The organism is Marinagarivorans cellulosilyticus (assembly GCF_021655555.1).
Taxonomy (GTDB): Bacteria; Pseudomonadota; Gammaproteobacteria; order Pseudomonadales; family Cellvibrionaceae; genus Marinagarivorans; species Marinagarivorans cellulosilyticus.
Genome location: NZ_AP023086.1, coordinates 4,884,746 through 4,909,673, shown reverse-complemented (window position 1 = coordinate 4,909,673; position 24,928 = coordinate 4,884,746). Strand labels below are relative to the sequence as shown.

Sequence of the window (24,928 nt, the reverse complement as noted above, 5' to 3'; positions counted from 1 at the left end):
GCGACAGCATAGTGGTATATTTAATAAAAGCTAAAATTTAAAACATTTAAAACTATAAGCGGGTTGTCTTTTGAGCTTAGAATTGCGGTCTTATACAAATAAAGGATACTGGCAGTCGCAAGCGGCTAGTTTTATGCCTGTTATAAACGTTAGGGGCAGCTAGCTCTGTTGAGGTGTAATGATAATGTACTAAGCCTGCGGTATCGTTGTTGGTCCATAGGCGTTGTAACTGGTGATGGTGTTTGTGGTGCAGTTGTTGCTGGTATGGGGTATTTCGGCAACTTATTAACTTAAGGGCACCTCTAAAAATAGTAATTTTTTTGTGAGAGTAAAGAAGCACCGCCCGGAGAGCCACAGTTTACGTGCTGTAAATGAGGACTCGAGGACGGAGCTGATGCCGCTATCGCGGAAAAAGTGCATTTTTAGAGATGCCCTTAAATAGGTTAAGCGCGAGGGCAATGATGATGAAATGGTTTAACCATAGTGGTGATGAGGCTTTACAGCAGTTAAATAGCAATACCGATGCAGGGTTAACGGTTGACGCTGCCGAGCAGCGTTTAGTGCAATACGGCACCAATGAATTAAGCGAAGCGCAGAGTATATCTGCCATGATGCTATTTTTAATTCAATTTAAAAACCCTATGTTAATTGTGTTGGCCATTGGCGGCGTGCTTTCTGGTGCTGGTGGGCACATGATCGATGCCATTGCGATTTTGGTGATTGTATTGGCGAATGCACTGATCACGTTTATTCAGGAAATGAGTGCTAAGAAATCTCTTGACGCGCTGCGAGAGATGGGTGCCCCTAACGCCTTGGTTTTACGCGATGGTGAATGGCAAAAAATACCGGTTAAAAGCTTAGTACCTGGTGATATTACAAAGCTTAATGCGGGTGATGTGGTGGGGGCTGATTTACGTTTATTGAGTACCAACCAGCTAAGCATTGATGAATCTGCATTGACGGGGGAGTCTGAACCTTCAGAAAAACACAGCGATACCCTCCATGCGCCGGAGCTGGGTATTGGTGATCGTGTGAATATGGCGTTTATGAGTACGATAGTCAGTGGCGGCAATGGTATTGGGGTTGTTGTTGGGACTGGAATGGACACCGAAGTAGGCCATATTGCGCATTTGATGCAGTCGGCCGAAACGGTCGATACACCCATGCAGCGGCGATTACATGCACTTTCGCGCGCATTAATTGCGATTGCGGTGGCTTCTGTGGCGTGTGTTATTGGTATTGGAATTTCCAATGGTGCAGATTGGATCGAAATGCTGCGTACCGGTATATCGCTTTGTGTTGCGGCAATCCCTGAAGGTTTACCGACAGTAGTAACTGTTGTACTAACGATGGGCGCTAACCAAATGGCAAAAGGCCGGGCGCAGGTTAGGCAGTTATCTTCTGTTGAAACCTTAGGCTCCACTACAGTTATTTGTTCGGATAAAACAGGTACGCTTACTCAGAACCAAATGCAGGTTGTTGCCTATTGGAGCGGTGGCCGAAGTTTTGATGTAACAGGCCAAGGCTTTGAGCCCAAAGGTCGATTTTTAGATGAAGAGAAAAACGAGCTTGATTTAGAAAAAACCGATGAGTTGAAGTACGGTTTAATTATTTCCGCAATTTGCAACGATGCTCAGCTTACGCACAAAGGTCAGCAGTACAGTATTGAGGGCAATCCCACCGAAGGAGCTTTGGTTGTTGCGGCCGCTAAGGCGGGTATTTATCAGAAAGCACTAATGGAGGAAGGTTTTAGTGTATTAAAAAGTTTTCCTTTCGATTCCAAGCGAAAAATGGCAAGCACAATTGTACGTGGCCCGCATGGGCGGTATTGGCTTGTTGCGAAAGGCGCCCCGGATGTGTTGCTTAAACGCAGTAATGCAATCTATTGGGGTGGTGAAGCGCAAGCGCTAACACCAGAGTTACAACAAGAGGTGGCCAGCGGTATTGCTAAATTTGGTGACCGCGCATTAAGGACATTGGCGCTGGCTTTTGTCGAAATAGATAAGGCCGATCTTGAAAAAGCGCAATCGGAGCATGAGCAAGGCCTGTGTTTTTTAGCGATGCATGGCATTATTGACCCGCCCCGTCCAGAGGTCGTCGATGCTGTTGCGCAGTGTGCAGATGCTGGGGTGCGCACAGTAATGATAACTGGCGATCACGCCGCGACAGCAAAAGCCATTGCCGAGGACTTGGGGATTCGCCGCAGTGCCGATGAACTTGTATTAACCGGCCCAGAGCTCGAAGAAATTAGCGATCGTGAACTTCAAACATTAGCGCCTAAGACGACTGTTTTTGCACGGGTATCCCCAGAGCATAAACAGCGCATAGTAAAAGCCTTGCAAGCGAACGATGAAGTCGTTGCTATGACTGGCGACGGCGTAAATGATGCGCCAGCATTACGTAATGCCGATATTGGTGTCGCCATGGGAATTGCCGGTACTCAAGTTGCCAAAGATTCTGCCGACTTGGTTTTACTTGATGACAATTTTTCTACTATCGTAACTGCTGTACGGCAGGGGCGAAGAATTTACGATAATTTACGTAAGTATTTACGCGCGGCGCTAACAGCTAATGTCTCTGAAGTGAGTTGTGTGATGTTTGCATTCTTACTTTTAGGTGATAACCCCTTGGTGCCATTAACTGCCGTTATGATTCTGTGGATAAACCTGTTTAACGATGCCTTGCCTAGCTTGTGTTTAGGTTGGGAAAAGCAGGAGCAAGACATAATGCGGCGTAAACCACGCAAGCGAAACGAAAGTTTCTTTGCCGGTGGCTTAGGTGCCAGAATATTAGTGCGTGGATTAGTACATGGCGGTATCGTGTATGCTTTATTTGCCTTTGCGCTAAGTTTGGGTGCTAGTACTGCCTATGCTCAAACTTTGGCGTTTATTACATTAATGTTTATTCTTAGCATTCACCTATTGGATTCGCGAAGCTTTACAAGTATGTTTAGAATAAATCCTTTTTCTAATAGGTTATTGCTGGCTGTTATGTTAGCGACTACCAGTGTTACTTTACTTATTATTTATTCACCTTTAGGTGCAGTTTTATTTAATACCGTTCCTGTTTCCGGTAAGCATTTACTGATGAGTTTGATGATTGCAGCACTACCTACTTTTGTAATGTCGGGTATAAAAGAGCTCTTTTCCGTTAAATGGTTATAACGCTAATCACCAAACATTCACAGGGGGCCGCATGGTATTCTTGGCGCTATGCAAAAAGCGTTAAAAATACCATGCAAGCTGCATAAATACCGAGCCTGAAGTGCTGAGGGATTGTGTGTTGTTACCACTTAAACTAATGCGGAGTGTTGGGGGGGACAAATTATTTTTGTGGTATCGGTACAACGGAGTAGTTTCTAACAACCAAACAATCGCCGAGCGGCGCCTAATCCTTTAACCCAGCATTGATCAAGCTTTTCGGCGCAGGGGCGTATCGCATCGCCACGGCCGATACAGTGGTGAAAATCGGTTTCGATGCGGGGCATATTTTCTAGCCAGTCATCGCAATTAATTTCCAAACGCTTGAGTATTTTAGGTGATGCAAGTGCGATGGCGCCGCTCTTATTGGGTAGAATAGCTCGCCCCGTCCAGTCGATGAGCTCAAGATAATCGCGCCAGTAAAAGGGAATAACACCTTTAGAGCGCTGCCCTTGGTCTACGGAATCGGCAGTGGGAAGGTGATTCTTTTTAGGTGGTTTACAGAAATTGGCCAGCCTAATGGGCTTTTTGTCTTTAGCTTTTTTAGCGGGTTTATTCAAAGACTGAATGCGCTGCTGAATAGCCGTAAAATCACTGGTTTCTGGTAGCTCCGCCATGCCGGCGCGCACAGGATTTAAATCGACATATGCCATGCAGGTAATAATCGCCTGCTCGTCGAGTAAAGCCTGGCTTTTAAAACGCCCCTCCCAAAAACGGCCAGTGCATTTATCTTCCGCGTTTGCGAGTCGTGCGATATGCTCATTTAAACAACGCATAAACCAGCTAATGCTGCTCAAACGTTTACGCCACTCAGCAACAAGGTCATCGACAAGATATTGCTCCGCTTCATTGATAGGCTGATTTCTTAACACTTTAAGGGCTAATTCATTCCCTTTGAATAACATCATCCAACGTCGAATAACCGTTTTATCACTCCACCCTGCTGCTTTTTCCGCATCAATATGCAGTACCAAATGATAGTGATTTGACAATACTGCGTATGCTGCGATGTCTAACGCAAATATATCCCCAAGTTCAGCAAGTTTATCCGATATCCATTCGCGACGATGCTCATAGTTTTTACCGCTGTATTTATCTTCGCCCATGAGAAATGAGCGTTTAATACAACGTGAGCAAATATGGAACCAGCTGGTCTGATCTAAAGAGATCAATGTTCTACGCGCTTGAGTCATAAAAAACCTCAGTGATAAACACTACCTAGTCATTTAGGTATAGCCAATCACCGAGATTTTTGCATTACCGTTTATCGGGTTTTGGATGTCCTATCTCTTGTTTCCTTTGAATAACATCATCCAACGTCGAATAACCGTTTTATCACTCCACCCTTCTGCTTTTTCCGCATCAATATGCAGTACCAAATGATAGTGATTTGACAATACTGCGTATGCTGCGATGTCTAGCGCAAATATATCCCCAAGTTCAGCAAGTTTATCCGATATCCATTCACGACGATGCTCATAGTTTTTACCGCTGTATTTATCTTCGCCCATGAGAAATGAGCGTTTAATACAGCGTGAGCAAATATGGAACCAGCTGGTCTGATCTAAAGAGATCAATGTTCTACGCGCTTGAGTCATAAAAAACCTCAGTGATAAACACTACCTAGTCATTTAGGTATAGTCAATCACCGAGGTTTTTGCATTACCGTTTATCGGGTTTTGGATGTCCTATCTCTTCAGTACCAAATGATAGTGATTTGACAATACTGCGTATGCTGCGATGTCTAGCGCAAATATATCCCCAAGTTCAGCAAGTTTATCCGATATCCATTCACGACGATGCTCATAGTTTTTACCGCTGTATTTATCTTCGCCCATGAGAAATGAGCGTTTAATACGGCGTGAGCAAATATGGAACCAGCTGGTCTGATCTAAAGAGATCAATGTTCTACGCGCTTGAGTCATAAAAAACCTCAGTGATAAACACTACCTAGTCATTTAGGTATAGCCAATCACCGAGGTTTTTGCATTACCGCTTATCGGGTTTTGGATGTCCTATCTCTTCGACTGTTTTTGCACGGGTGTCCCCAGAGCATAAGCAGCGCATAGTAAAAGCCTTACAAGCGAATGACGAAGTCGTTGCAATGACTGGCGATGGTGTAAATGATGCGCCCGCCTTACGTAATGCGGATATTGGTGTGGCCATGGGCATTGCCGGTACTCAAGTTGCCAAAGATTCTGCCGACTTGGTTTTACTTGATGACAATTTTTCTACTATCGTAACTGCTGTACGGCAGGGGCGAAGAATTTACGATAATTTACGTAAGTATTTACGCGCGGCGTTAACAGCTAATGTCTCTGAAGTGAGTTGTGTGATGTTTGCATTCTTACTTTTAGGCGATAACCCTTTGGTGCCATTAACTGCGGTTATGATTCTGTGGATAAACCTGTTTAACGATGCCTTGCCTAGCTTGTGTTTAGGTTGGGAAAAGCAGGAGCAAGACATAATGCGGCGTAAACCACGCAAGCGAAACGAGAGTTTCTTTGCTGGTGGCTTAGGTGCCAGAATATTAGTGCGTGGATTAGTGCATGGCGGTATCGTGTATGCTTTATTTGCCTTTGCGCTAAGTTTGGGTGCTAGTACTGCCTATGCTCAAACTTTGGCCTTTATTACATTAATGTTTATCCTTAGCATTCACCTATTGGATTCGCGAAGCTTTACAAGTATTTTTAGAATAAATCCTTTTTCTAATAGGTTATTGCTGGCTGTTATGTTAGCGACTACCAGTGTCACTTTACTTATTATTTATTCACCTTTAGGTGCAGTTTTATTTAATACCGTTCCTGTTTCCGGTAAGCATTTACTGATGAGTTTGATGATTGCAGCACTACCTACTTTTGTAATGTCGGGTATAAAAGAACTCTTTTCTGTTAAATGGTTATAACGCTAATCACCAAACATTCACAGGGGGGGCATGGTATTCTTAGCGCTATGCAAAAATAGTTAAAATACCATGCAAGCTGCATAAATACCGAGCCTGAAGTGCTGAGGGATTGTGTGTTGTTATCACTTAAACTAATGCGGAGTGTTTGAGGTGTCCCAGATTATTTTTGTGGTATCGGTACAACGGAGTAGTTTCTAACAACCAAATAATCGCCGAGCGGCGCCTAATCCTTTAACCCAGCATTGATCGAGTTTTTCTGCGCAGGGCTTTATGGAATCACAGCGGCCGATACAGTAATGAAAGTCTTTTTCAATACGGGGCATATGTTCTAGCCAGTCATCCACGCCAATTTCTAGACGCTGTAATATTTTAGGTGATGCAAGTGCGATGGCGCCGCTCTTATTGGGTAGAATAGCTCGCCCCGTCCAGTCGATGAGCTCAAGATAATCGCGCCAGTAAAAGGGAATAACACCTGTAGAACGCTGCCCTTGGTCTACGGAATCGGCAGTGGGAAGGTGATTCTTTTTAGGTGGTTTACAGAAATTGGCCAGCCTAATAAGTTTTTTATCTTTAGCTTTTTTAGCGGGTTTATTCAAAGACTGAATGCGCTGTTGAATAGCCGTAAAATCACTGGTTTCTGGCAGCTCCGCCATGCCGGCGCGCACAGGATTTAAATCGACATATGCCATGCAGGTAATAATTGCCTGCTCGTCGAGTAAAGCCTGGCTTTTAAAGCGGCCCTCCCAAAAACGGCCAGTGCATTTATCTTCCGCGTTTGCGAGTCGTGCGATATGTTCATTTAAACAGCGCATAAACCAGCTAATGCTGCTCAAACGTTTACGCCACTCAGCGACAAGGTCATCGACAAGATATTGCTCCGCTTCATTGATAGGCTGATTTTTTAACACTTTAAGGGCTAATTTATTGCCTTTGAATAACATCATCCAACGCCGAATAACCGTTTTATCACTCCACCCTGCTGCTTTTTCCGCATCAATATGCAGTACCAAATGATAGTGATTTGACAATACTGCGTATGCTGCGATGTCTAACGCAAATATATCCCCAAGTTCAGCAAGTTTATCCGATATCCATTCGCGACGATGTTCATAGTTTTTACCGCTATATTTATCTTCGCCCATGAGAAATGAGCGTTTAATACAGCGTGAGCAAATATGGAACCAGCTGGTCTGATCTAAAGAGATCAATGCTCTACGCGCTTGAGTCATAAAAAACCTCAGTGATAAACACTACCTAGTCATTTAGGTATAGCCAATCACCGAGGTTTTTGCATTACCGTTTATCGGGTTTTGGATGTCCTATCTCTTGCTTTGGATGTCCTATCTCTTGCTGTAGCTTGGTTATGCATTCTTGTCTCTTATTAGTTTTGCTAACACTGACAGCTCATCATCATTTGCTCGCTTGCAGTCATGCGAGGATAAATACCCCTCGTATTTTTCTATGAACGGACCAAACGTTGGCTCAATATGCTTAAACTCAGAAGACTCTCCTGTTCCGTGCATTGGTGAGAGTTTACTGTGCAAGTGATCTATTTCGTAACCCTCCAAAAACATCCCGGTTCTCCCAACACCCTCTAATGCATTGTCGAGCATAAGCGCTACATTTTTTGTAGCAACAATCAAGTCCATCAGTACTTCATCTGTTTGTGTAAAAGCGTAGCTTGAAACGTGCTTTTTAGGAATAACAACCGTAAATCCTTTTGTGTTTGGATAAATAGAGAGAAAAGCCAAGTGCTTTTCATCTTCCCATATTTTATGGCATGGTTCTTCACCACTAACGATTTTGCAAAAAATACAATCCATTGCTATTCCTCTTTGCATAACGCCCGCAGCTGCGGACGACGTGTAGTGACGAAGGAACGAAAAGGCGTTCCGGCAGACTGCGATTGTTAGATTCCATAGCTCTGAGCAATTAAATCCAAATTCGAGCGCCCCATTTCCGCCCGTAATCCATAGCGTCCTTTCAAGCTTAAGATTAGACTACAAAACCACTCTGGAGCTTCAGGACATACCCTAACTTCTTCGATAAATTCAGTCCCAACTAATTTAATCGGTGTGCCATATGCGCTAGTGGCGCGCCTTTCCAAAGGGTTTTGTTTTCGAGGATAAACAATGATGCGCGCTTCATTCTCATATTTGTACGCTAGATGTTTATGAATAAATGGGTTCAGACAATGAGAGGTTTGAAAATAGTGATTTTCATGATCAATATAGTTCACCTTAACAGCAGCTACTGCTTTATCGAGCGGAAGATTCAGGGCATCTAGAATTTTACCTAAAGTGGTCGTAATGCAGATAGATTGACTACTTTGACCGTATATTTTCCACATTGCCATATTGTCTTGAGAGCTTTCCGGAACATGCCAACAACTTACATCTAGCCAACTCTTTTGTGCTTTAACAACGTCCCTATAAGTTAGGTTGTCGTCAAGCTTGACCTCACCAAACACTGTTTTTACACTTCGGTTTTCACTCTCTTTAACATACTCTTCGGATCTTTTTTTTGCTGCCTCGATCTCCTCGGGCGGGTTTAAGTTTTTTCCAAAGGAGGAGACAAGCGTATTGTTAGCAAAATTACTGAGTGCAGAAGCTGCGCCACTCGAGAAGAATTCATTCAACGGAGTACTCGCCCCCTCTAGCTTATCTTCGAAACAATTAATATTACAGAAGAATAGCTGTTGGTTCTCGAGTATATCCATGAACTTTCCGAGGTCCATGTATCTTTGAATTTTTGTTTCCGATTTCAATCCACCAATATACTCGATCATACAATCCTCAAGAAACTAACGCCCGCAGCTGCGGGCGACTTGTAGCGACGAAGGAGCGAAAAGGCGCTCCGACAGACTGCGTTTGTTATGCATGGATGCCTCGTAGATACTCTATGGCTTCCTGGTAAACCGACAAAAGCTCACTTTTTGATACCGATACAAGATTAACAACTCCGCCAATATCAAAGCTAAGTTTTGCGACACCGTTGGCTAATGTAATATTTCCGACAACATCATCTGTAGTTGGCCCATGATTAAAGAACATATACTCGCGAGCTATATTATCGGAATTAATGTCATTACTTTCGTTTTCCAGAGAGGCAACAAATTGGGGTAAATAGGCCATATTATCCACTGGGGTCAGCAATGTATTATTTGCCCATATATCCACTTGTTGAAGGCCACCCTCATTGTTATCACCAACAACAAAACAGAATACATTTTTATTTCCGATTTCTTTCATACGATTTTTGCATGACATTATATTCACCCTCATGGTCACATATAGGAATATGCCTACATATAGACCTTTATGTCTACAACTATACCTAAATGTCTATATATAGCCATATCCCAACATCAAACTAGCATCCACATATAGGCATTTACCAACACCGCTTTCATAATGGCCCCTTTAACCCGCAGCAGCATCTCGCTGTTTGGTTCTACGTGAACCTCCACCTAACGCCCCCTCTTAATTACAGGTAATAAGCAAGCGCTCAATGCCAGTGTCGGCATGAATCTGTGAGGCCGTCACAAACAGGACGTTTGTGCAGAGCTTACAGGGAGGTATTCACAGCGTGCCTCAGAGATTCATGCCGGCACTGAATAGTACGGCTAGCATAAACCTTTGGCGCCAAAACAGGATATTTCCACGCGCCCCAGACGTTCTAGCTAGTGCCGTGCCAGACCCTAACGTTGCATTAACTTTTGGCCCAAGATCGCTTCGCTGCTTCTATAGCAGTATTTCTAACGTCGTACTCAATTTTTCTGGATCTCACCTAGAGTGACTAGTATCAATCCAAAAAAATCTCCGTTCAACGCTATAAATACCACTCTAAAAGCTCCTGAACTCAAAATCTAATGCAACGTTAGGGTAGAGGCTAAATTCCCTTAACGCTAACCCATTCCCAGTAATTAAACCATTACCCAATATTACACCCTGCCCAAGCTAAACAAACTGCGCCGCACAATACCCACTTGCCCAGGCCCACTGAAAATTAAACCCGCCTAACCATCCAGTTACATCTAAAACCTCGCCTACAAAAAATAACCCCGGTACTTTTTTCGCTTCAAAGGTTTTTGATGAAACATCGTCGGTATTTACGCCGCCTAATGTCACCTCGGCGGTTTTGTAGCCTTCGGTGCCAGCGGGGATGCATTGCCATTTTTGCAAGTGGCTGACGAGTTGTTCGATATTAATATTACTTAGCTGCGCCACGGTTTTATCGGCTAGTTCTTTTGTGGCTGAATTAATTGTTAACCATTCAGTAACAAAACGTTTTGGCAGTATGCGACTTAATAAATTTTTAAGCTCGGCTTTATGCCCTTCTTGTTGCCAGGTAGCAATTTGCTGCGCAAGGTCTGCGTTGGGTAAAAAGTTGATGGTGATGGTTTGCTCGGGCAACCAATAATTGGAAATTTGTAAAACGGCTGGGCCGCTAATGCCTTTGTGGGTAAACAGCAGGGCTTCACTAAAGGTTTGGTTTTGGCTTTCGATATTTACGGGCAATGCCACACCGGCTAAATTTTGCGCGGTAGCGAGTAAGTCACCTTTAAAAGTAAAGGGCACCAGTGAGGCAAGCCTTGGGGTAATACGTAAACCAAATTGTTTGGCAAGGTCGTAACCAAAACCAGTGGCGCCCATGGTCGGAATAGACAGCCCGCCGCTGGCAACCACCAGTGAATGGCATTGAATATCGCCTTGGCTTGTTTCTAGCGTGTAGCGCGGGGTGTTTGTTGTTGGGGTTTCGGCCGGTAGCGCTTTAACCTTGTGAATACTGCACTCGGTGGCAATGCGTACGCCGGCGTTATCGCATTCGGCGAGTAGAATATTCAGAATGTCTTTGGCTTTGTTATCGCAAAAAAGCTGGCCCAGTGTTTTTTCGTGGTAAGCCAAACCGTGGCGATTAACCAGCTCTAAAAAGTCGTATTGGGTGTAGCGGCTTAGGGCCGATTTGCAAAAGTGAGGGTTGTTGCTGAGGTAATTGCTGGGCTCTACATAATAATTCGTAAAGTTACAGCGGCCACCGCCGGACATTAGAATCTTTTTACCCACTTTATTGGCGTGGTCTAGCACGGTTACGCTTCTACCGCGCAAGCCCGCTTGGGCGGCACACATTAGGCCGGCGGCACCGCCACCAATTACTACACAATCAAAATACGTCATAGGGATGCAAAAATAGGATCAGAAAGGGAAAAGTACTGTCATACAGAATCAGCCGTGCATGCTACCATGCCGCGGTTATTTGGGGCGTAAACGAGAGGTCGCTTTGGGCGTAAAAATTATTGGCTGGATGGTGTGCTGTTATGTGTGCGCAGTGGTTGCGCCAGTAGCGTTTGCTGCGGCAGGTACGCCCACCATCGCGGGCAATACGCTGTTGGGCGTGGGGGTTAAGCACCCGTTTGTTATTTTTGTGGCGAACAACCCTGCATTGCAAAAGTCGGTGGAAGCTATGTTGGCCGAACAGCGCGCTACCGATGGCAAGTACCAGCGTGCTTCTACGCTGCGCACCTCGTCCAAATACGACCAAGACGTGATTCGCACCTATTTACGTAGCCAAGGTTATTACGCGGCACAAATTGAAAGCACGCTTAATGAAGGCCAAATAGGGCATCAAATATACAGTGGTGAGCGCTTCAATATTGCGCAGCTACATTTTGACTGGCCAAACGAAATTAGCCAGCCGCCGGCTAGTATTGTGAAGTTATCCTCAGGCGACCCACTTGTAGCCGAGCGCGTACTGGACAGCCTATCGGCTATTAAAAGGTGGGTGGCCGATGAGCATTGCTTACGCACAATTGATGTGACCTACGAAGCGATTGTGAATTACCCGACTAACACGGCTAAGCTGACGTTTCGTTTAAAGCCTTCGCCGCAGGTAGTATTTGGCCAGATAAGTTACGAGGGGCATAGCTCGATAGAAAATAGCTACTTAGATGGTTACCTTAACTTTAAAGAAGGGGAGTGCTTTAAGCCCCGTTTATTAGACAGTACCCGCTTAAGCTTGCTGCAAACTAACTTACTGGCTAATGCCGACCCCATGCCGGGTGATATTGTTGAGGGCGCGGTGCCCGTGCGTTTTCGTTTAACCGAGCGTAAGCAACGCAGTATTTCTGGCTCGGTAGGGTACGATGCCGATGTCAAAACAAAATTTTCGCTAGGTTGGGAGCACCGAAATATGTTTGGCCGCGGCGAGCAGCTAAGCACCGAATTAACCTATAGCAGTATTTCGCAAGGCCTAGAGGCAACGCTGACGGTGCCGCACTTTTACAGCACGCAGCAGCGCCTAACCTTAACGGGCAATATTGCCCAAGAAACCACCGACGCTTACGATGTTTATATTGGCGAGGCGGGCGCAAACCTTAAACGCGATTTAACCGATAAACTTTCGGTTAATGGTGGTGCAAACCTTAAATTTAGCCGCGTGAAAGAGTTCGAAAGCCCAGAAGACTACGCCTTGCTGAGCTTCCCGGTAAGTATTGATTACAGCGACCGCAACGACCCGCTCAACCCTACCCGCGGTTGGGCAACAGGCTTGCAGGTTGAACCCTTTGTGGATTTATACCAAACCAGCCGGCGCTTTACGCGCTCGACTATTGCCGCTAGCACCTATTACACTTGGGAAAAGTTAAGTATTAAACCTACCTTTGCAGTGCGTATGGCCACAGGGGTTATTGATGACAGCCCATTGGCTGATGTGCCGGCTGATGAGCGCTTTTATGTTGGCGGCGGTGGCTCGGTGCGCGGTTATCGTTACCAGAGTATTGGCGAGACTAACAGCGAAGGGAACCCTGCTGGTGGTTTGTCTTTTTCAGAGGTGTCGTTTGAATTGCGCTCGCGTTTTACCAATAGTATAGGGGTAACGCTGTTTATGGATGGTGGTTATGCTTACCCAACCAAAACGCCAAAAATAGGGGATGAGTTTTTGTGGGGGGCGGGTATTGGTTTGCGCTACCACACCTCGTTTGCGCCGTTTCGGTTTGATATTGCCACCCCGCTGGATAAGCGCGAAGGCGATAGAGACATTCAACTTTATATCGCCATTGGGCAATCGTTCTAATGGCCGATACAACACCTCATTCACAACCCCCTAATACCGGTGCGCCGAATAAGCCTGCTGCCCCGCGCGCGTCTATTGGCCGCCGGTTAATGTTGTTGCTGCGCTTTTGCTGGCGGGTAGTGTTGTTGTTTTTTATTGTGGTGGTGTGCGCGCTGGCGTTAATTGTTGGCAGTTTAGTTACCGAAGGTGGTCGCTTATTTTGGTTAGAGCGCGCGCTGCCTTTTGTGCAGACGCCGGCGCTAACAGTGGTGGTAGGTGATGTGCGTTGGCCGCACTTAAACCAGCTACATATTGGCTATGCCTTGGTTGCGCAAAACAGCAAGCCATTGGTTGAGCTAACCGGCGCCGCACTGCATATATCGCTAAGCGAGCTGTGGCAAAAGCAATTGCTCGTGCACGAATTAAAAGCCGCTAAGGTGGCGGTTTATCAGCCGCCAAGTAAAGATAAGCCCGCCCGCACCGAACCGCTAGGGTTTACGTTTAGTATTCCAAAAATTCCCCCGATAAAAGTCGAAGCCCTAGTCGTTAAAAGCCTGCAACTGCGCGATTTTAAATGGCCACCTTGCCGTAGCTGCAGGCCGGGCGCTTTGCCTGTGGGGCCGGGCGCATTAACTGTAGAAGGCTCGGCAGCGTTGCATTGGCCTAATCCGCTGGAGCTAGAAGTGACCATCACAGAAAAGGGCCATAAAGCGCCGTTATTGTGGCTGGAAGGTTTTAGCGAATCGCCAGAAAGCTTGGCGATTAACGGGCGTATTCAACAGCGCGCAGGCGGTTGGCTAGGGCAGTGGTTGCAGTTACCGGCAGAGCAAATGGTGGAAGTGGCGATTAGCGCCAAAGGCGAGCAAAAAAGTGATGGGATTGATATAGCACTAGAGCAACTTAGCGCGCCTTTATTTAAGCAAAAGCTCAGTTTGCAGGGCCAATTAAAGCTTAGGCCTGAGCTGGAGCGCATCGATTTGCACGAACTGCTTATTAACCTTAACCAGCAGCGCCATACATTGCGCGGTTCTGTTTCGCCGGCGCTGGTTGCGTTGGGCGTGGATATTCAACGTTTTAACTTGGCCCTTTTGCGGCCATGGCTGCCCGATTTAGAAGGCGGCATTGTTAGCGCCAATGGGCAACTGCAGTGGGATTGGAATACTCAGCACCTCCCGGCCGGCCAGCTGGATGTAAATAGCAGCGTGCGCTACAAGCAAAAGACACTCAGTTTAAAGAGTAAGTTGGCGCTTACCTCTACGCAGGTAGAAGTTAAACGTTTAAAAGCCAACTTGGGCGAAATGCAGCTAAGTGCCAAGGGCCGAATACAAACCAATGGCAAGCCGCTGGCGCTAACTTACACCCTTACCCACGTGCGTGATGGCCCCATTCGCGAGCTATTGCCCGAGGCCATTGCGGTGCAAATCCCGCAAGAGTTTTCTGTACATGTGCAGCATTTAGGAGGGCTGTTGCGCGGTACGTTGCAGGCGCCGCATGTGATTACGGATGCTAATATTTTGGGCCGCTATGATGAGCTGCCATTCGCTATTTATGGCAATGCGAATGCCTCTTTGGCGCATGCGGATATTAACCAGCTAACGGTTGAAGTCGATGATGCATCGTTAAAATTGGATGGTTTAATTGATTGGAAAGGCAATCAAACGGCGTTGTCGGGCCGGGTGCGGCACTTGTCGCCAGCATTGGCTTACCGTTATGGCCTTAACTTTCCGCCGGGTTTGGTTGGTTTTTTGAATGCGCGTTGGGAGCTAAGCGGCGCATTGGCTAAACCTGCGGTGGTGATTGATGCGTTGTACCAAGGTGGTTACGAGCACCAAACGGAAGTGCTGCCTTTTAACTTGGCTTTGGATGCTTCGGCACAGTTAGGCACGCTGGACGAAATTGCACTGGATGTGAACCTTCTTAATTTAGCGGTCTTTAAGCGCCCGCTGGTTACCATGAAGGGGCGCGTGAATGCGCGCGACAATGACTTTCGCGTGGTGGTTTCTCGCTTGCCAGTAAAATTATTAGAGGCTTTAGGCTACCCCGTAGGTGAGGGGCGAGCAGAGGCGCGGTTGCGTTTTGGCGGCAGTTTTACCGAGCCCACATTGGGCGGTTATTTATCGTATGCCGAAACTCTGGCGGTGCGTTCGGCCACCGACGAGCGCACAGAAGTGCCGCTGATTTGGCATGCGAATGTAAGCTCAGAAGAAAAAGACCTAGTGATCGATTCCAGCTTTACATTGGATAAAACATCGGCTGGTTTATTGTCGTTAAGTTTGCCTTGGCACAATTATTTAAATTATGCCTTAACGCAATCGGGTGGCAATTTACCAACAGACGGCTCTATTAAGGCCAACCTGGATACCAGTGCGCTGCAGTTGTTTATGGACACAGACCAAATGACACTGCAAGGCGGTTTAGAGGCCGACCTCACCCTGGCGGGCACAGCGCAAGACCCAGTATTAACCGGAGAGCTATTACTTAAAAATGGCTATTTTAAACAAGCGACGACTGGCACGGTGCTTAGCGATATTCAAGTTTACGCCTTGGCGGAAAAACAAAAAATTCAATTAGTTACAGGTTTTGCACGCGATGCTGAGGGCGGTACTTTGCGCTTAAGTGGCCATGTGGATTGGCACGATGTGAACAGTGATTCTGCCGTGAATGTCGCCCTAGAATTAAAAGACGCTAACCTTGTGGATATGCCCAATGTAAAAGGGGCTGTTAGTGGTAAAGCGGCTTTAGTGGGTGGCAAGCAGGGTATGAATTTGACGGGTAAATTAAATGTATTACCACTGCATATTAATATCGATATGGCGCCGGCTGTGGCCATCCCCGAAATAAAAGTACAAGAGGTTTATAGCAGCGATGATTCGGAAATAGACGCGCGCAACAAGCTTTTGCCTACAGTAGCACTAGATGTTGAAGTAGATATTGAAAACCAGGCTTTTATTCGTGGGCGCGGTTTAGAAACCGAATTAGAAGGTAAAGTGATTATTTCGGGTACCGCGGTTAAACCGAATGTTTCCGGCAGTTTTAAAACTGTGCGCGGCGAAATCAAATTGCTGCAAAAACCCATTAAGTTAAACGAAGGCCGAGCGCAATTTAGTAACGAGGCGTTTAATTTTCATATTCCCGCTAGTTACCATACGGGGGATACTGAAATTAACATTGTCGTTTCTGGGAACGAAGAAGAAATTGAACTGGATTTAAGTTCGGTGCCAACACTACCTCAAGAAGAAATCTTGTCGCGCTTATTGTTCGGTGACTCAGTTCAAAATATATCGGCATGGCAGGCGATGAGTTTGGCCAGCGCGGTAAATCGACTAAGCAACGGCAGCAGTTTTGATCCTTTAAATGCCACACGTGACAAATTAGGTTTTGATAGCTTAAGTGTGGGCCAAGAAAGCGAAGACGAAGGTGGTGGTGTGAATGTAGGTGTAGGTAAATACCTTAACGAGCGTGTTTACCTTGAACTGGAGCGCTCCTCTAACCCTGCCCAGCCATGGCAGGGTAACCTTAAAATTGATATTACTGACGAGCTGCGGCTTAACAGCACAACCGCCAGTACTGGAAAATCGTCGGCGGCATTAGAGTGGCGAAGGGATTATTAATATTGCTTTACCAGGCCATAATATTTTTTATGACTGGAGTTAAATCGTTAGCAATGGCGCTATGTTGCTCGGCATTGGGGTGAAACTCACAGCTATCGCCGGGGTAGGTATTGGCGGCAATAAAATGCACATTGCTGTTTTGCGATTCAACTTTTTGTAAATACCCTTGCAATAACGATTTTGTTTGGCCGTTGAGTAATGGACCGTCAGTAATAACAACCGGTATGTTGCCGTGGTCTTTTTGAATCTTTTGAATAAATGAATTATAGCGCTCGACGTATAGCGATTCGGCCGGTGGTGTGCCCGCCGAGGCAGAAAAATCGTTAGTCCCTAATGCAATAATCGCAAGGTCTGGGTAATATTGGCTTTGATCCCAAGGCAATAATTGGCCATCTTTCGGTACCGCGTAGTCGTAAAATTCTGGAGCATTTACGCCGTCGCTTACGCCCTGCCAGGTGCGCACTAAGCCTTTTCCGCCATAGCAAACTAATTGTACTTGTGTGTTTAGCTTATCGGCTAACAGCATGCCGTAGCTTTGCCTTGCTCCCCACCAATGGTTGCCGGTTTGACAAGCATCTTTATCGAGGTTGGCTTGGCGGTCGGCGGCTTGGCCGCAAGTGATTGAGTCGCCGATGATTAATAATTTACGTTTCGCCAATGTGGGAGGCGTTAACAATTCGCCGTGGTGTAACGTGAAGTCGTAAAGGGTTGATATACCGTGCCATGTTTCGGAGCGGTGAAGTAAAGTAATTGTATGCTCTTTGTGGTTGGTATTACCTTCTAGCAATACGATATCTTCGGCTTTTGCCGGCAGCTTAATGAGGCGTTCGGGTTGGTCGTCGATTTGTACCGAAAAATAGCTATTGCCGTACTCACTTTTGCCAAAAAGGGTGACGCGCTCGGCATTGCTTCGTAGCTGAAATGTCACGCCTGGGTAACCTACAATTCGAGCGTTATCGTCGCTAACGGCACTGCGCCCCATGACTTGAATACGTGGGTCGGCGGCCGTTACTGTGAGTGCGTTTTTGCGTGCTTGCTGTATCCAAGGGGTAATAATTGGCGCAACGCTTTTAGCAATAATTTCTAAGCCTGCAGCGGTGGGGTGAATATAGTCGGCCATGAGTGTTGCGGGTATTTCGCCATTATCATCGAGAAAATCGGCATTCACATTAACGTGAAAAATATGAGTGTTATCGGCTAATTGTGCCACTGCTCGGTTAACTTCTATAACTTGTTGGCGGCTTGGATTATCGGCATTTTTAAAAAAGGGTAATACGCCAATCACTAATATTTTGGCGTTGGGGTAATTGTGTTGCAGTTGCGTAAGGTTTGCCTTAATGCCGCTAATAACATCTTCTGGTGCATGTTGTTCGTGTAAAAAATTATTGACGCCAATCATCATAACAATAGCGGTCGGTTGTAGCTGCCCCTTGGTATTGTGTTGTAGCCGCCACAATAAATTTTGTGTCATATCACCACCAACCGCAAAATTGGCCGCATTAAAATCGCCAAAATACTGCTGGTATACCTCACTTCGGCCTTCACCCCAGCCCCAGCTTTCGGTAATTGAATCGCCAACAAACAGTAGCTCCACGCTTTTTTGTTGGGCCGCAGCAACATCTTCAGAGTGCATTTGGTACCAGCGCGATACACTCATCCAGCTGAACTCTTTGGTGCGTGGCACGGGCTTTATGGCCGCGGGAGTGATTTGTGTGGGAGGGTTAGATACCGGTTTGGCGGGGGTGGTTTGACAAGCCATAAGGGCGGCCGCTAAACCAAGCAGGCAGAAAAAGCGAAAAGCGAGGGCCATGTTAGGGTCCTTTAGCAGAATATAATTTATGAGGGTGTCGTACACTTTTAGTTGTAAAAGCAAGAAAAAGCAATGCTTATCTTACGGACGTAATACCTGCAATAGCCTTTATTTATAGAGTTGTTCCATTAGCGTCGAAAGCAGTAGGTCTTCGTTAATGGGCTTGCCGATATGCTCGTTCATGCCGGCCTCTTTACAGGCTTGAATATCTTGCGATGCAACGTTGGCGGTCATGGCAATTATGGGCAGCGTTGCGTTTTCTGGAGCTTCACGAATAATGCGCGTTGCTTGGTAGCCATCCATAATGGGCATTTGAATATCCATTAATACCGCATCAACGCGTTGTGTATTGAGAATGTTAACGGCTTCTAGGCCATTATTGGCAAGCACAACCTGGGCGCCATAGTCTTCTAAAATTTGTTGAGCGAGGATTTGGTTCATTTCTATATCTTCGACTAAAAGCAGTGTTTTCCCTTCTAAACATTCATCGTTTACTGGTGGAATACTCGTGGCTGGCGTTAGGGGTGTATCGAATGTTGCAGTGTTGGCTTGATGGTTCTGTGGCTTATCCCATTGCGCTTCAATAGCTTTGAGTTGCATTTGTGGTGAAATATGGCTTTTACTTTCTGCGTCTTTGGCGGAGGGCGGTCGGTGGCTTGCGGAGACTTTGTCGCAGGTGAGTAATACGCTAAATTCACAGCCTTGGCCTTCTTCACTTTCTAGCTTTAATTCGCCACCCATTAATGTGATGAGCTTATAAGTAATGGCTAAGCCCAAGCCGGTGCCACCGTGGCGCCGGCTCATGGAGTTGTCGGCTTGTTGAAACGCTTGAAATACGGAGGCTTGTTTTTCGTGGGCAATACCTATGCCTGTATCGCTAACGGTAATCACTAAATCGATTTGATCGTGCGTTTGGCGGCTAATGCTGGAGCGAACAGTGATGCCACCTGCGTCGGTAAATTTAATTGCATTGCTGCATAAATTTAGCAAAATTTGTTCGAGGAATAAGGCATCGCCCCAAATGTAATCGGGGTGCTGTTCGTCGTGCTCGATGGTAAAGGTAATATTTTTTTGTTTTGCCTGAATTGAAAATATGGCTTCTATTTTGTTGTAAATGTGAAAAAGGCTAAGTGGTTTTCTTTCTAGCTCCACCGTATTGGATTCTATTTTAGAATAATCCAGCGTGTGGTTAATCAGTGCTAATAATGTTTCTGATGCTAATTGTACACGGGTTAAAAAACCTTGCTGGCGTTCGTTAAGTGTGGTTTTTAAGCATAAATTAGTAAAGCCAATAATGGCGTTTAGCGGGGTGCGAAATTCGTGGCTAATATTCGCAAGGAAATTGGTTTTGGCGGTACTTGCGGCTTCGGCGTCTTGTTTGGCTTGCCGGTATTCATCTGTTTTTTGCGTTACCTCGCGGTTAATGCGCTCGTTAATCCCAGTAAGTACCAAAAGTAATGCTTGCAACATGGCGGTGAGTAAAAAACCTACTGTGAGAATTGTCCAGCTGGTCCAGTCTTTGGTGGCAACTTTGTAATGAGTGTTGGCGTAAAACTCGAGTGTTAGCTTGCGCTGGCCAAAATTGATATTGCTAGAAATGCCATCGAAATTGGCGAGTGCGGGGGTATCGCTTTTTATCAGCAGGGCAGGCTCGTGCGGGGGAGTTGTATCGTGAATACTGAGGCTAATATGCTTTGCTTTGGCATTTTTTAAGAGATCGCCCAGTACTTTTTGAATATCAAAAACACCGCTAATGTAGCCGCGAAGGTGCTCTTGGGCATAACTCTCTGAATGAAATTGTTGGCGGTATTTAAGACCAAATATGGGCAGGTACATAATAAAGGAGCGCGAGTGATCTTCTGCCTGCGCGAGCACGATGGGTGCGGTATTGACTGTTTTACCGGTGCGCATCGCGAGATCTAGCGCGGCATAACGTTCGGGGTTAGCGCCCAAGTCTAACCCGAAGGCTGCTAAGTTGGTGGGTAGCGGGTAAATTATGAGCACCGGGTAGTAACGCTCGCGCCGTGCCGCGGGGGTTAGCTGGCCGTTGGCATTTAATTCGGTAAAGTGAAAGTTAGGGTAGCCTTCTGCGCGTACGCGTGCCTCGACACTATCGCGCTGCGAGTGTGGGACTATTTCGGTCCAGCCAATGGCGCGCAGTGCGTTGTTTTCACGGATCAGTACTTCGGTAATGCGGTTAAATTGCTGCCGAGAAATATGCTCGGCCGTGCTGTAGAGCGCAGTATAGGCAAGCAGCTTTTGCTCTGATAGCGAAAAGCGTTCGTGAATTTTACTTTCTAGGTCAGCAGCGTCGCGTTTGATTTGCTGCATGATGGCGTTTTTTTGCGCCTCAAGTGACAGATAAAATAAAACCAGTACGCCGCTAAAGATAATAAATGTTGGCCCTATTATGGTTATGCGATAACGCAGGTTATGCGTTTTGCGTATCGAGGTAAGGATGAGCGGGGTGAATAAAATTACCCCAATGGTATCGCCGACCCACCATGTAAGCGCCGTAAAAAGGACGTTGTCGGCTGCGATAACACCAAATAGTGTGAGCGTGGTTGTGCCTACAGTTGCGGATGCTAGGCAGCTTAATGGGGCAATAATTAATAAAAAGCGATAGATCTGCGAGGGGGAATCCAGCGTGGGGTGCTTGGGCAGTAACCTATGCCAAAAAGCGAGGGCTAGCCCTGCCTGAGTGATTGCGCCCATACAGATACAAAAGGCGAGCACGAGCATATGAGCGTCAATGGTAGTGAAGTTGTTACTGACAACCCCGAGGTTGAGCAAAAAAGAACCGCAGGCCACACCCAGCAAAACCGGTACTGGGCGAAAGATAATCGCGCAGGCCAGAGCGACGCCCGCTGCCGGCCATACGGCAGAGGCAAACCCCGGCGGGATTGCAAGCATCAACCCGCATCGGCCAGCGATGTAGTAGCCCAGACACGCGATGACCCAATGTAAAACGGTGGATTTCATGTTTCACGTCAATTTAAGGTCTCTTAAATTGAGTGTAGTTGAGCAAATCGGGGAGCGGTAATTTCTGACATTAGGCATGCTCAGCCGAGCTGGTAGCGCCTAATGTCTCGGGAGGGGTTACAGAAGGAAAGCGGCGCCACCAAGGCCTATGGCAGCCAAAGAGATAGCCGCTAGTAGCCACTTTTGGTAAGGCTGTAATCCAGGGCTGTTTGCTGTCTGCTCTTGCGCATCGCGTTTTACGTCGGTGCGAAAAAGCGCATCGACCCGGCCGAGTTGGATCTTGTCGCCGTGACGCAAGATAGCGCTGGCCGATTGGAGCTCGCCATTAATAAATAGCTCGTTCGAGGCGTGGCTGGAATCAATATGAAATTGCAGACCTGAATAGGTTACGGTGGCGTGGTGGCGTGATACAGAGGCTTCGGCTATGCACAGGTCGCAGTCTTTATCGCGCCCAACGGTAAGCGAGCTACCGGCTTCGGGTAGCCCAATATTGCAGACTTGACCGCGCAGTGGCGCAGTAAGAATAACAAGGCGAGGGCCGCTGCCAACATCTAAGTCGTTAAGATGGTTAAGGTTGCGCTGTGCCATCGACATAATTTGGTCGGGGGCATATAGGCGTGTAGAAGATTCTTCGCGTCCTGCGTCGGGCTGTGGTTCTGGCGCAAAGGCTGCTGGCTCAACCGCTGGAGAAGGAGGGGCTGGAGCAGCGGCTTCAGCGGGAACCCCAGATGGCTGAAAAATAGAGCCGCCGGTCGTGTTTGTGGGGATAACACTGGAGGGGCTGAATAGCTGCGTCGCTTCGCTATGACCTGCGTTGTCTGAGGTCATTCGGTAGCGCTGGTCGCCAAAGGTGATCTCATCGCCAATGGACAGCTGTGTGCGCGTTAGTATGCGCTTGCCATTAATGTAGGTGCCATTACTGGATTGTAAATCTTCAATATGCAGGCTGTTGCCAGCGATAATAAATTTAGCGTGGTAGCGCGAAACTTTGGCGAATTGAAGGCTCACTGCACAGTCGAGCTCACGGCCAACGACAGCGTCATTGGTTATGGTGTAGCTTTCGTCGTGCTCAAACGAGCGCAGTACAAATGGTCCTTTTGTGTCTGGGCGCTCGACTACGGTCGGAGCGCACTCACGAATGCTCAATGCTTTACACCTCAGAATGAAGACGTGATTACTTGGCACGGATTAAACCATAATCTGTGACTGTCGTCACTTCGGCCTCATTAAAATGCGCGCAACGAATATACTTTTTAGGCCTTTTTGACTATCAACCCTGCTGTAAGTCCTGCCTGTTATTAAATTGGGCGTAGCTTATTACTTCCTGCCTTAAGATTGGCGAGGTTGATGGTTAATGATGCAAGCTTGTGGGAGTGTTTTTGGGGGTAATTCCCCCTCTCTGAGGTAAATGTTTATGCCGGCGGTTAATCTTTTATGCCTAAGTCTCTGCGAGACATTAAACTGTCCAGCTAAGCCAAGTGAAACATTATTATCGCTTAATGCTGTTTTTGTGCATGCATTGGCATGTGGCGTAAATGCACTGCAGAACCCTTTGTCGGCCATGGTTGGTCAATTGGCATTTTATGTTATACCTTTAATTCAGCTGTTTTTGCTGCACCGGCTAGGGTCGTTGTGGCGCTAGCTTTGAAACCCTCTTGGCAATAATCCTTGGCATAACATGAAGCAATTAAGTGACCTTAGCGATAAATTGACCTACGTGCTTTATGATGGCGATTGCCCTGTATGTTCGCGCTACACTCGTTTTGTTCGCTTTCGTGAAACCGTGGGGGATGTTGTTTTGTTGGATTGCCGTCAGCACCCTGAATTACTCGTCGACTTAAAAGCACAAGGCATTAATTTGAATGATGGCATGTTGCTGAGCTATCGCGGCCAATTATTTTATGGTGATAAAGCGGTCCATATGATGGCATTGTTGTCGAGCCGCAATAATCTTTTTAACCGTTTTAATGCTGCTTTTTTTCGCAGCCCCACTACGGTTAAGTACACTTACCCCGTTATGGTGTGTGGGCGTAAATTGCTGCTTAGGCTATTAGGTAAACAGCCGCTATAAGCTTTAGGGCATCTTCATTGCTTTGAATATTCTATTCCGTGTGATTGGTTTAATTGTGCTCGTGCCTTAGGGTGCAGATTTGAGGCTTTTGATGTCATTTATTTGGCGTGGGCTGCTAGTTTTCCAAGTTATCCAAAATGAGCGTATATCGGTATTTTTCGACCATGAGTAAATAGGTTAATTGGTTGTTGAAAAATAATCTCATTAAAAAGACTCTTTTCTTGCCAAAATTCGTAAATAGCTGCCACTACCTTCCTTGACCTAATCGTTTTCAGTGACTATAAAAACTGGGCCGTGTGGCTGTGTAACTGTTATTGGTGAGCATGCTGTCTTTCGTGCCTAGTGATAATTCGTTGACCATAATGTTAACTGGTTTATTATAGGTGCAAAGCAAATAGCACTTTCATTACTGGTGATGTTTATCGCGCTACATATTTTGAAAGTAACTACTGTGCTACAAGGCAGAGGATGGGTTATGGATAATCAGCATGTTCGGGAATTTATTAATCGTATGCCTAAGTGCGAGCGTAATGTCGTAACTTTGGCGGGTACTGGCCCCAATGGCACTTCGCAATTCCCTATTTTGCGGCAACTAGGTCGCAAGCGCTTGGCTGCATTAGCAGAAGTTAATTTAATATCTGCCAGTAGCGTGTCGTACTTTATGTATATCGCGGCTACAGAGGGCGGCTTTAATGCTGAGGGCTACAGTAATTACGAATCGCAAGTTCGGGAAATACATCAAGGAGGCCTTGTTCGATTTTTTAAACATATATTTTTAAGAAGGCATAAAGAGCGAGCTTTTTTTTGTAACGAATTGTTAACGCAAACGTTGTCTATTTTCTTTGAAGAAAAATTTTTGGCGCTTACGCTGGGTGATTTTGATAAGAACTTGCGCTGCCATTCTTTTTGCAAGGTCAAGAATCGTTTTGTTGTGCTGTCGCCAGAAACTCACCCCGATATGACTATCGAGGAAGTTTGCCGAGCTTGTTGCTCTGTTCCCTTTTTACATGGCCAATTTAATTATAGGGGGGCTCGTTATATTGACCCTATGTTTAGTTCGCACTTTAATTACTTACGTAAAAAAATGACCAGTGTTGATGCTAATCATTTGTATGCGAATATTAAGTATGATGGCGAGTATCAAAATATCTTATTTGTTAAGAACCGGTCTCAGCGCTTCCCTGTGCTATTTACCTTAATGGAGTTTTTCTATTTGTGCGCAGGTATTCCTAATCGCGCAATAGAATCTACCCATAAATATAATTTAAGGCACCTTTGATTTGGCGCCTTAGGCTGGCT

General features: G+C 46.2%; 17 protein-coding genes. 6 read left to right on the top strand and 11 right to left on the bottom strand.

Annotated elements, in window-relative coordinates; translation table 11 throughout:
* Window positions 1-458 precede the first annotated feature (458 nt).
* Window positions 459-3,164, top strand: a complete 2,706-nt coding sequence (locus MARGE09_RS21595) for a cation-translocating P-type ATPase (protein WP_275068736.1) — start codon at window positions 459-461, stop codon at window positions 3,162-3,164.
* A gap of 194 nt (window positions 3,165-3,358) precedes the next feature.
* Here the strand turns inward: MARGE09_RS21595 and MARGE09_RS20025 are convergent, their stop codons facing one another.
* The 3 genes from MARGE09_RS20025 to MARGE09_RS20015 all read right to left on the bottom strand — a co-directional run bounded on the left by MARGE09_RS20025 (window position 3,359) and on the right by MARGE09_RS20015 (window position 5,125).
* A complete protein-coding gene (locus MARGE09_RS20025) occupies window positions 3,359-4,393 on the bottom strand; it encodes a transposase (RefSeq protein WP_236984911.1) in 1,035 nt (344 codons plus the stop codon).
* Window positions 4,394-4,483: 90 nt separating this feature from the next.
* Window positions 4,484-4,798, bottom strand: a complete 315-nt coding sequence (locus tag MARGE09_RS20020; protein WP_236984910.1) for a hypothetical protein — start codon at window positions 4,796-4,798, stop codon at window positions 4,484-4,486.
* 90 nt (window positions 4,799-4,888) lie between these two features.
* Window positions 4,889-5,125 carry a hypothetical protein gene (locus MARGE09_RS20015; RefSeq protein ID WP_236984909.1) on the bottom strand — a complete coding sequence of 79 codons (237 nt, stop codon included), beginning with the start codon at window positions 5,123-5,125 and terminating at the stop codon, window positions 4,889-4,891.
* Window positions 5,126-5,184: 59 nt separating this feature from the next.
* Between MARGE09_RS20015 and MARGE09_RS21660 the strand changes: the two genes are divergently transcribed.
* Window positions 5,185-6,105 (top strand): HAD-IC family P-type ATPase, encoded by a 921-nt coding sequence (locus MARGE09_RS21660; protein WP_275068735.1) that lies wholly within the window; start codon window positions 5,185-5,187, stop codon window positions 6,103-6,105.
* A gap of 194 nt (window positions 6,106-6,299) precedes the next feature.
* Here MARGE09_RS21660 and MARGE09_RS20000 read toward each other — a convergent pair whose 3' ends face one another.
* From MARGE09_RS20000 to MARGE09_RS19980, 5 genes are all read right to left on the bottom strand, one after another.
* Complete coding sequence (locus MARGE09_RS20000) at window positions 6,300-7,334, bottom strand: transposase (protein WP_236984908.1); 1,035 nt, start codon at window positions 7,332-7,334, stop codon at window positions 6,300-6,302.
* 132 nt (window positions 7,335-7,466) lie between these two features.
* Window positions 7,467-7,928 (bottom strand): HIT family protein, encoded by a 462-nt coding sequence (locus MARGE09_RS19995; RefSeq protein WP_236984907.1) that lies wholly within the window; start codon window positions 7,926-7,928, stop codon window positions 7,467-7,469.
* An 86-nt stretch (window positions 7,929-8,014) separates the two neighbouring features.
* Window positions 8,015-8,893 carry a DUF2971 domain-containing protein gene (locus tag MARGE09_RS19990; protein ID WP_236984906.1) on the bottom strand — a complete coding sequence of 293 codons (879 nt, stop codon included), beginning with the start codon at window positions 8,891-8,893 and terminating at the stop codon, window positions 8,015-8,017.
* Between the two features lie 85 nt (window positions 8,894-8,978).
* Window positions 8,979-9,356, bottom strand: a complete 378-nt coding sequence (locus MARGE09_RS19985) for a hypothetical protein (protein WP_236984905.1) — start codon at window positions 9,354-9,356, stop codon at window positions 8,979-8,981.
* 708 nt (window positions 9,357-10,064) lie between these two features.
* Window positions 10,065-11,282 carry a BaiN/RdsA family NAD(P)/FAD-dependent oxidoreductase gene (locus tag MARGE09_RS19980; protein ID WP_236984904.1) on the bottom strand — a complete coding sequence of 406 codons (1,218 nt, stop codon included), beginning with the start codon at window positions 11,280-11,282 and terminating at the stop codon, window positions 10,065-10,067.
* 79 nt (window positions 11,283-11,361) lie between these two features.
* Between MARGE09_RS19980 and MARGE09_RS19975 the strand changes: the two genes are divergently transcribed.
* The gene (locus MARGE09_RS19975; RefSeq protein ID WP_236984903.1) at window positions 11,362-13,176 is read left to right on the top strand and encodes an autotransporter assembly complex protein TamA; all 1,815 of its coding nucleotides are present in this window, start codon (window positions 11,362-11,364) and stop codon (window positions 13,174-13,176) included.
* Window positions 13,176-16,766, top strand: a complete 3,591-nt coding sequence (locus MARGE09_RS19970; protein ID WP_236984902.1) for a translocation/assembly module TamB domain-containing protein — start codon at window positions 13,176-13,178, stop codon at window positions 16,764-16,766. The genes MARGE09_RS19975 and MARGE09_RS19970 overlap by 1 nt, the downstream gene beginning before the upstream one ends.
* Before the next feature lie 7 nt (window positions 16,767-16,773).
* Here the strand turns inward: MARGE09_RS19970 and MARGE09_RS19965 are convergent, their stop codons facing one another.
* From MARGE09_RS19965 to MARGE09_RS19955, 3 genes are all read right to left on the bottom strand, one after another.
* A complete protein-coding gene (locus MARGE09_RS19965; protein WP_236984901.1) occupies window positions 16,774-18,576 on the bottom strand; it encodes a GDSL-type esterase/lipase family protein in 1,803 nt (600 codons plus the stop codon).
* A gap of 108 nt (window positions 18,577-18,684) precedes the next feature.
* Window positions 18,685-21,558, bottom strand: coding sequence for a CHASE domain-containing protein (locus MARGE09_RS19960; protein ID WP_236984900.1), 2,874 nt, complete (start codon window positions 21,556-21,558; stop codon window positions 18,685-18,687).
* A gap of 117 nt (window positions 21,559-21,675) precedes the next feature.
* Window positions 21,676-22,704 carry an FHA domain-containing protein gene (locus MARGE09_RS19955; RefSeq protein ID WP_236984899.1) on the bottom strand — a complete coding sequence of 343 codons (1,029 nt, stop codon included), beginning with the start codon at window positions 22,702-22,704 and terminating at the stop codon, window positions 21,676-21,678.
* Window positions 22,705-23,236: 532 nt separating this feature from the next.
* Between MARGE09_RS19955 and MARGE09_RS19950 the strand changes: the two genes are divergently transcribed.
* Both MARGE09_RS19950 and MARGE09_RS19945 read left to right on the top strand, forming a co-directional pair.
* On the top strand, window positions 23,237-23,629 hold the full coding sequence (locus tag MARGE09_RS19950; RefSeq protein ID WP_236984898.1) for a DCC1-like thiol-disulfide oxidoreductase family protein: 393 nt from the start codon (window positions 23,237-23,239) through the stop codon (window positions 23,627-23,629).
* A gap of 475 nt (window positions 23,630-24,104) precedes the next feature.
* On the top strand, window positions 24,105-24,908 hold the full coding sequence (locus tag MARGE09_RS19945) for a patatin-like phospholipase domain-containing protein (RefSeq protein ID WP_236984897.1): 804 nt from the start codon (window positions 24,105-24,107) through the stop codon (window positions 24,906-24,908).
* Window positions 24,909-24,928 lie beyond the last annotated feature (20 nt).

What these genes read in the sequence shown, in the direction of transcription:
- MARGE09_RS19985 (WP_236984905.1), bottom strand. Translation starts at nt 9,356, where the DNA reads ATGAAAGAAATCGGAAATAAAAATGTATTCTGTTTTGTTGTTGGTGAT.
- MARGE09_RS20025 (WP_236984911.1), bottom strand. Translation starts at nt 4,393, where the DNA reads ATGACTCAAGCGCGTAGAACATTGATCTCTTTAGATCAGACCAGCTGG.
- MARGE09_RS19965 (WP_236984901.1), bottom strand. Translation starts at nt 18,576, where the DNA reads ATGGCCCTCGCTTTTCGCTTTTTCTGCCTGCTTGGTTTAGCGGCCGCC.
- MARGE09_RS19970 (WP_236984902.1), top strand. Translation starts at nt 13,176, where the DNA reads ATGGCCGATACAACACCTCATTCACAACCCCCTAATACCGGTGCGCCG.
- MARGE09_RS21595 (WP_275068736.1), top strand. Translation starts at nt 459, where the DNA reads ATGATGATGAAATGGTTTAACCATAGTGGTGATGAGGCTTTACAGCAG.
- MARGE09_RS19990 (WP_236984906.1), bottom strand. Translation starts at nt 8,893, where the DNA reads ATGATCGAGTATATTGGTGGATTGAAATCGGAAACAAAAATTCAAAGA.
- MARGE09_RS19995 (WP_236984907.1), bottom strand. Translation starts at nt 7,928, where the DNA reads ATGGATTGTATTTTTTGCAAAATCGTTAGTGGTGAAGAACCATGCCAT.
- MARGE09_RS19980 (WP_236984904.1), bottom strand. Translation starts at nt 11,282, where the DNA reads ATGACGTATTTTGATTGTGTAGTAATTGGTGGCGGTGCCGCCGGCCTA.
- MARGE09_RS19950 (WP_236984898.1), top strand. Translation starts at nt 23,237, where the DNA reads ATGAAGCAATTAAGTGACCTTAGCGATAAATTGACCTACGTGCTTTAT.
- MARGE09_RS20000 (WP_236984908.1), bottom strand. Translation starts at nt 7,334, where the DNA reads ATGACTCAAGCGCGTAGAGCATTGATCTCTTTAGATCAGACCAGCTGG.
- MARGE09_RS19945 (WP_236984897.1), top strand. Translation starts at nt 24,105, where the DNA reads ATGGATAATCAGCATGTTCGGGAATTTATTAATCGTATGCCTAAGTGC.
- MARGE09_RS20015 (WP_236984909.1), bottom strand. Translation starts at nt 5,125, where the DNA reads ATGACTCAAGCGCGTAGAACATTGATCTCTTTAGATCAGACCAGCTGG.
- MARGE09_RS19960 (WP_236984900.1), bottom strand. Translation starts at nt 21,558, where the DNA reads ATGAAATCCACCGTTTTACATTGGGTCATCGCGTGTCTGGGCTACTAC.
- MARGE09_RS20020 (WP_236984910.1), bottom strand. Translation starts at nt 4,798, where the DNA reads ATGACTCAAGCGCGTAGAACATTGATCTCTTTAGATCAGACCAGCTGG.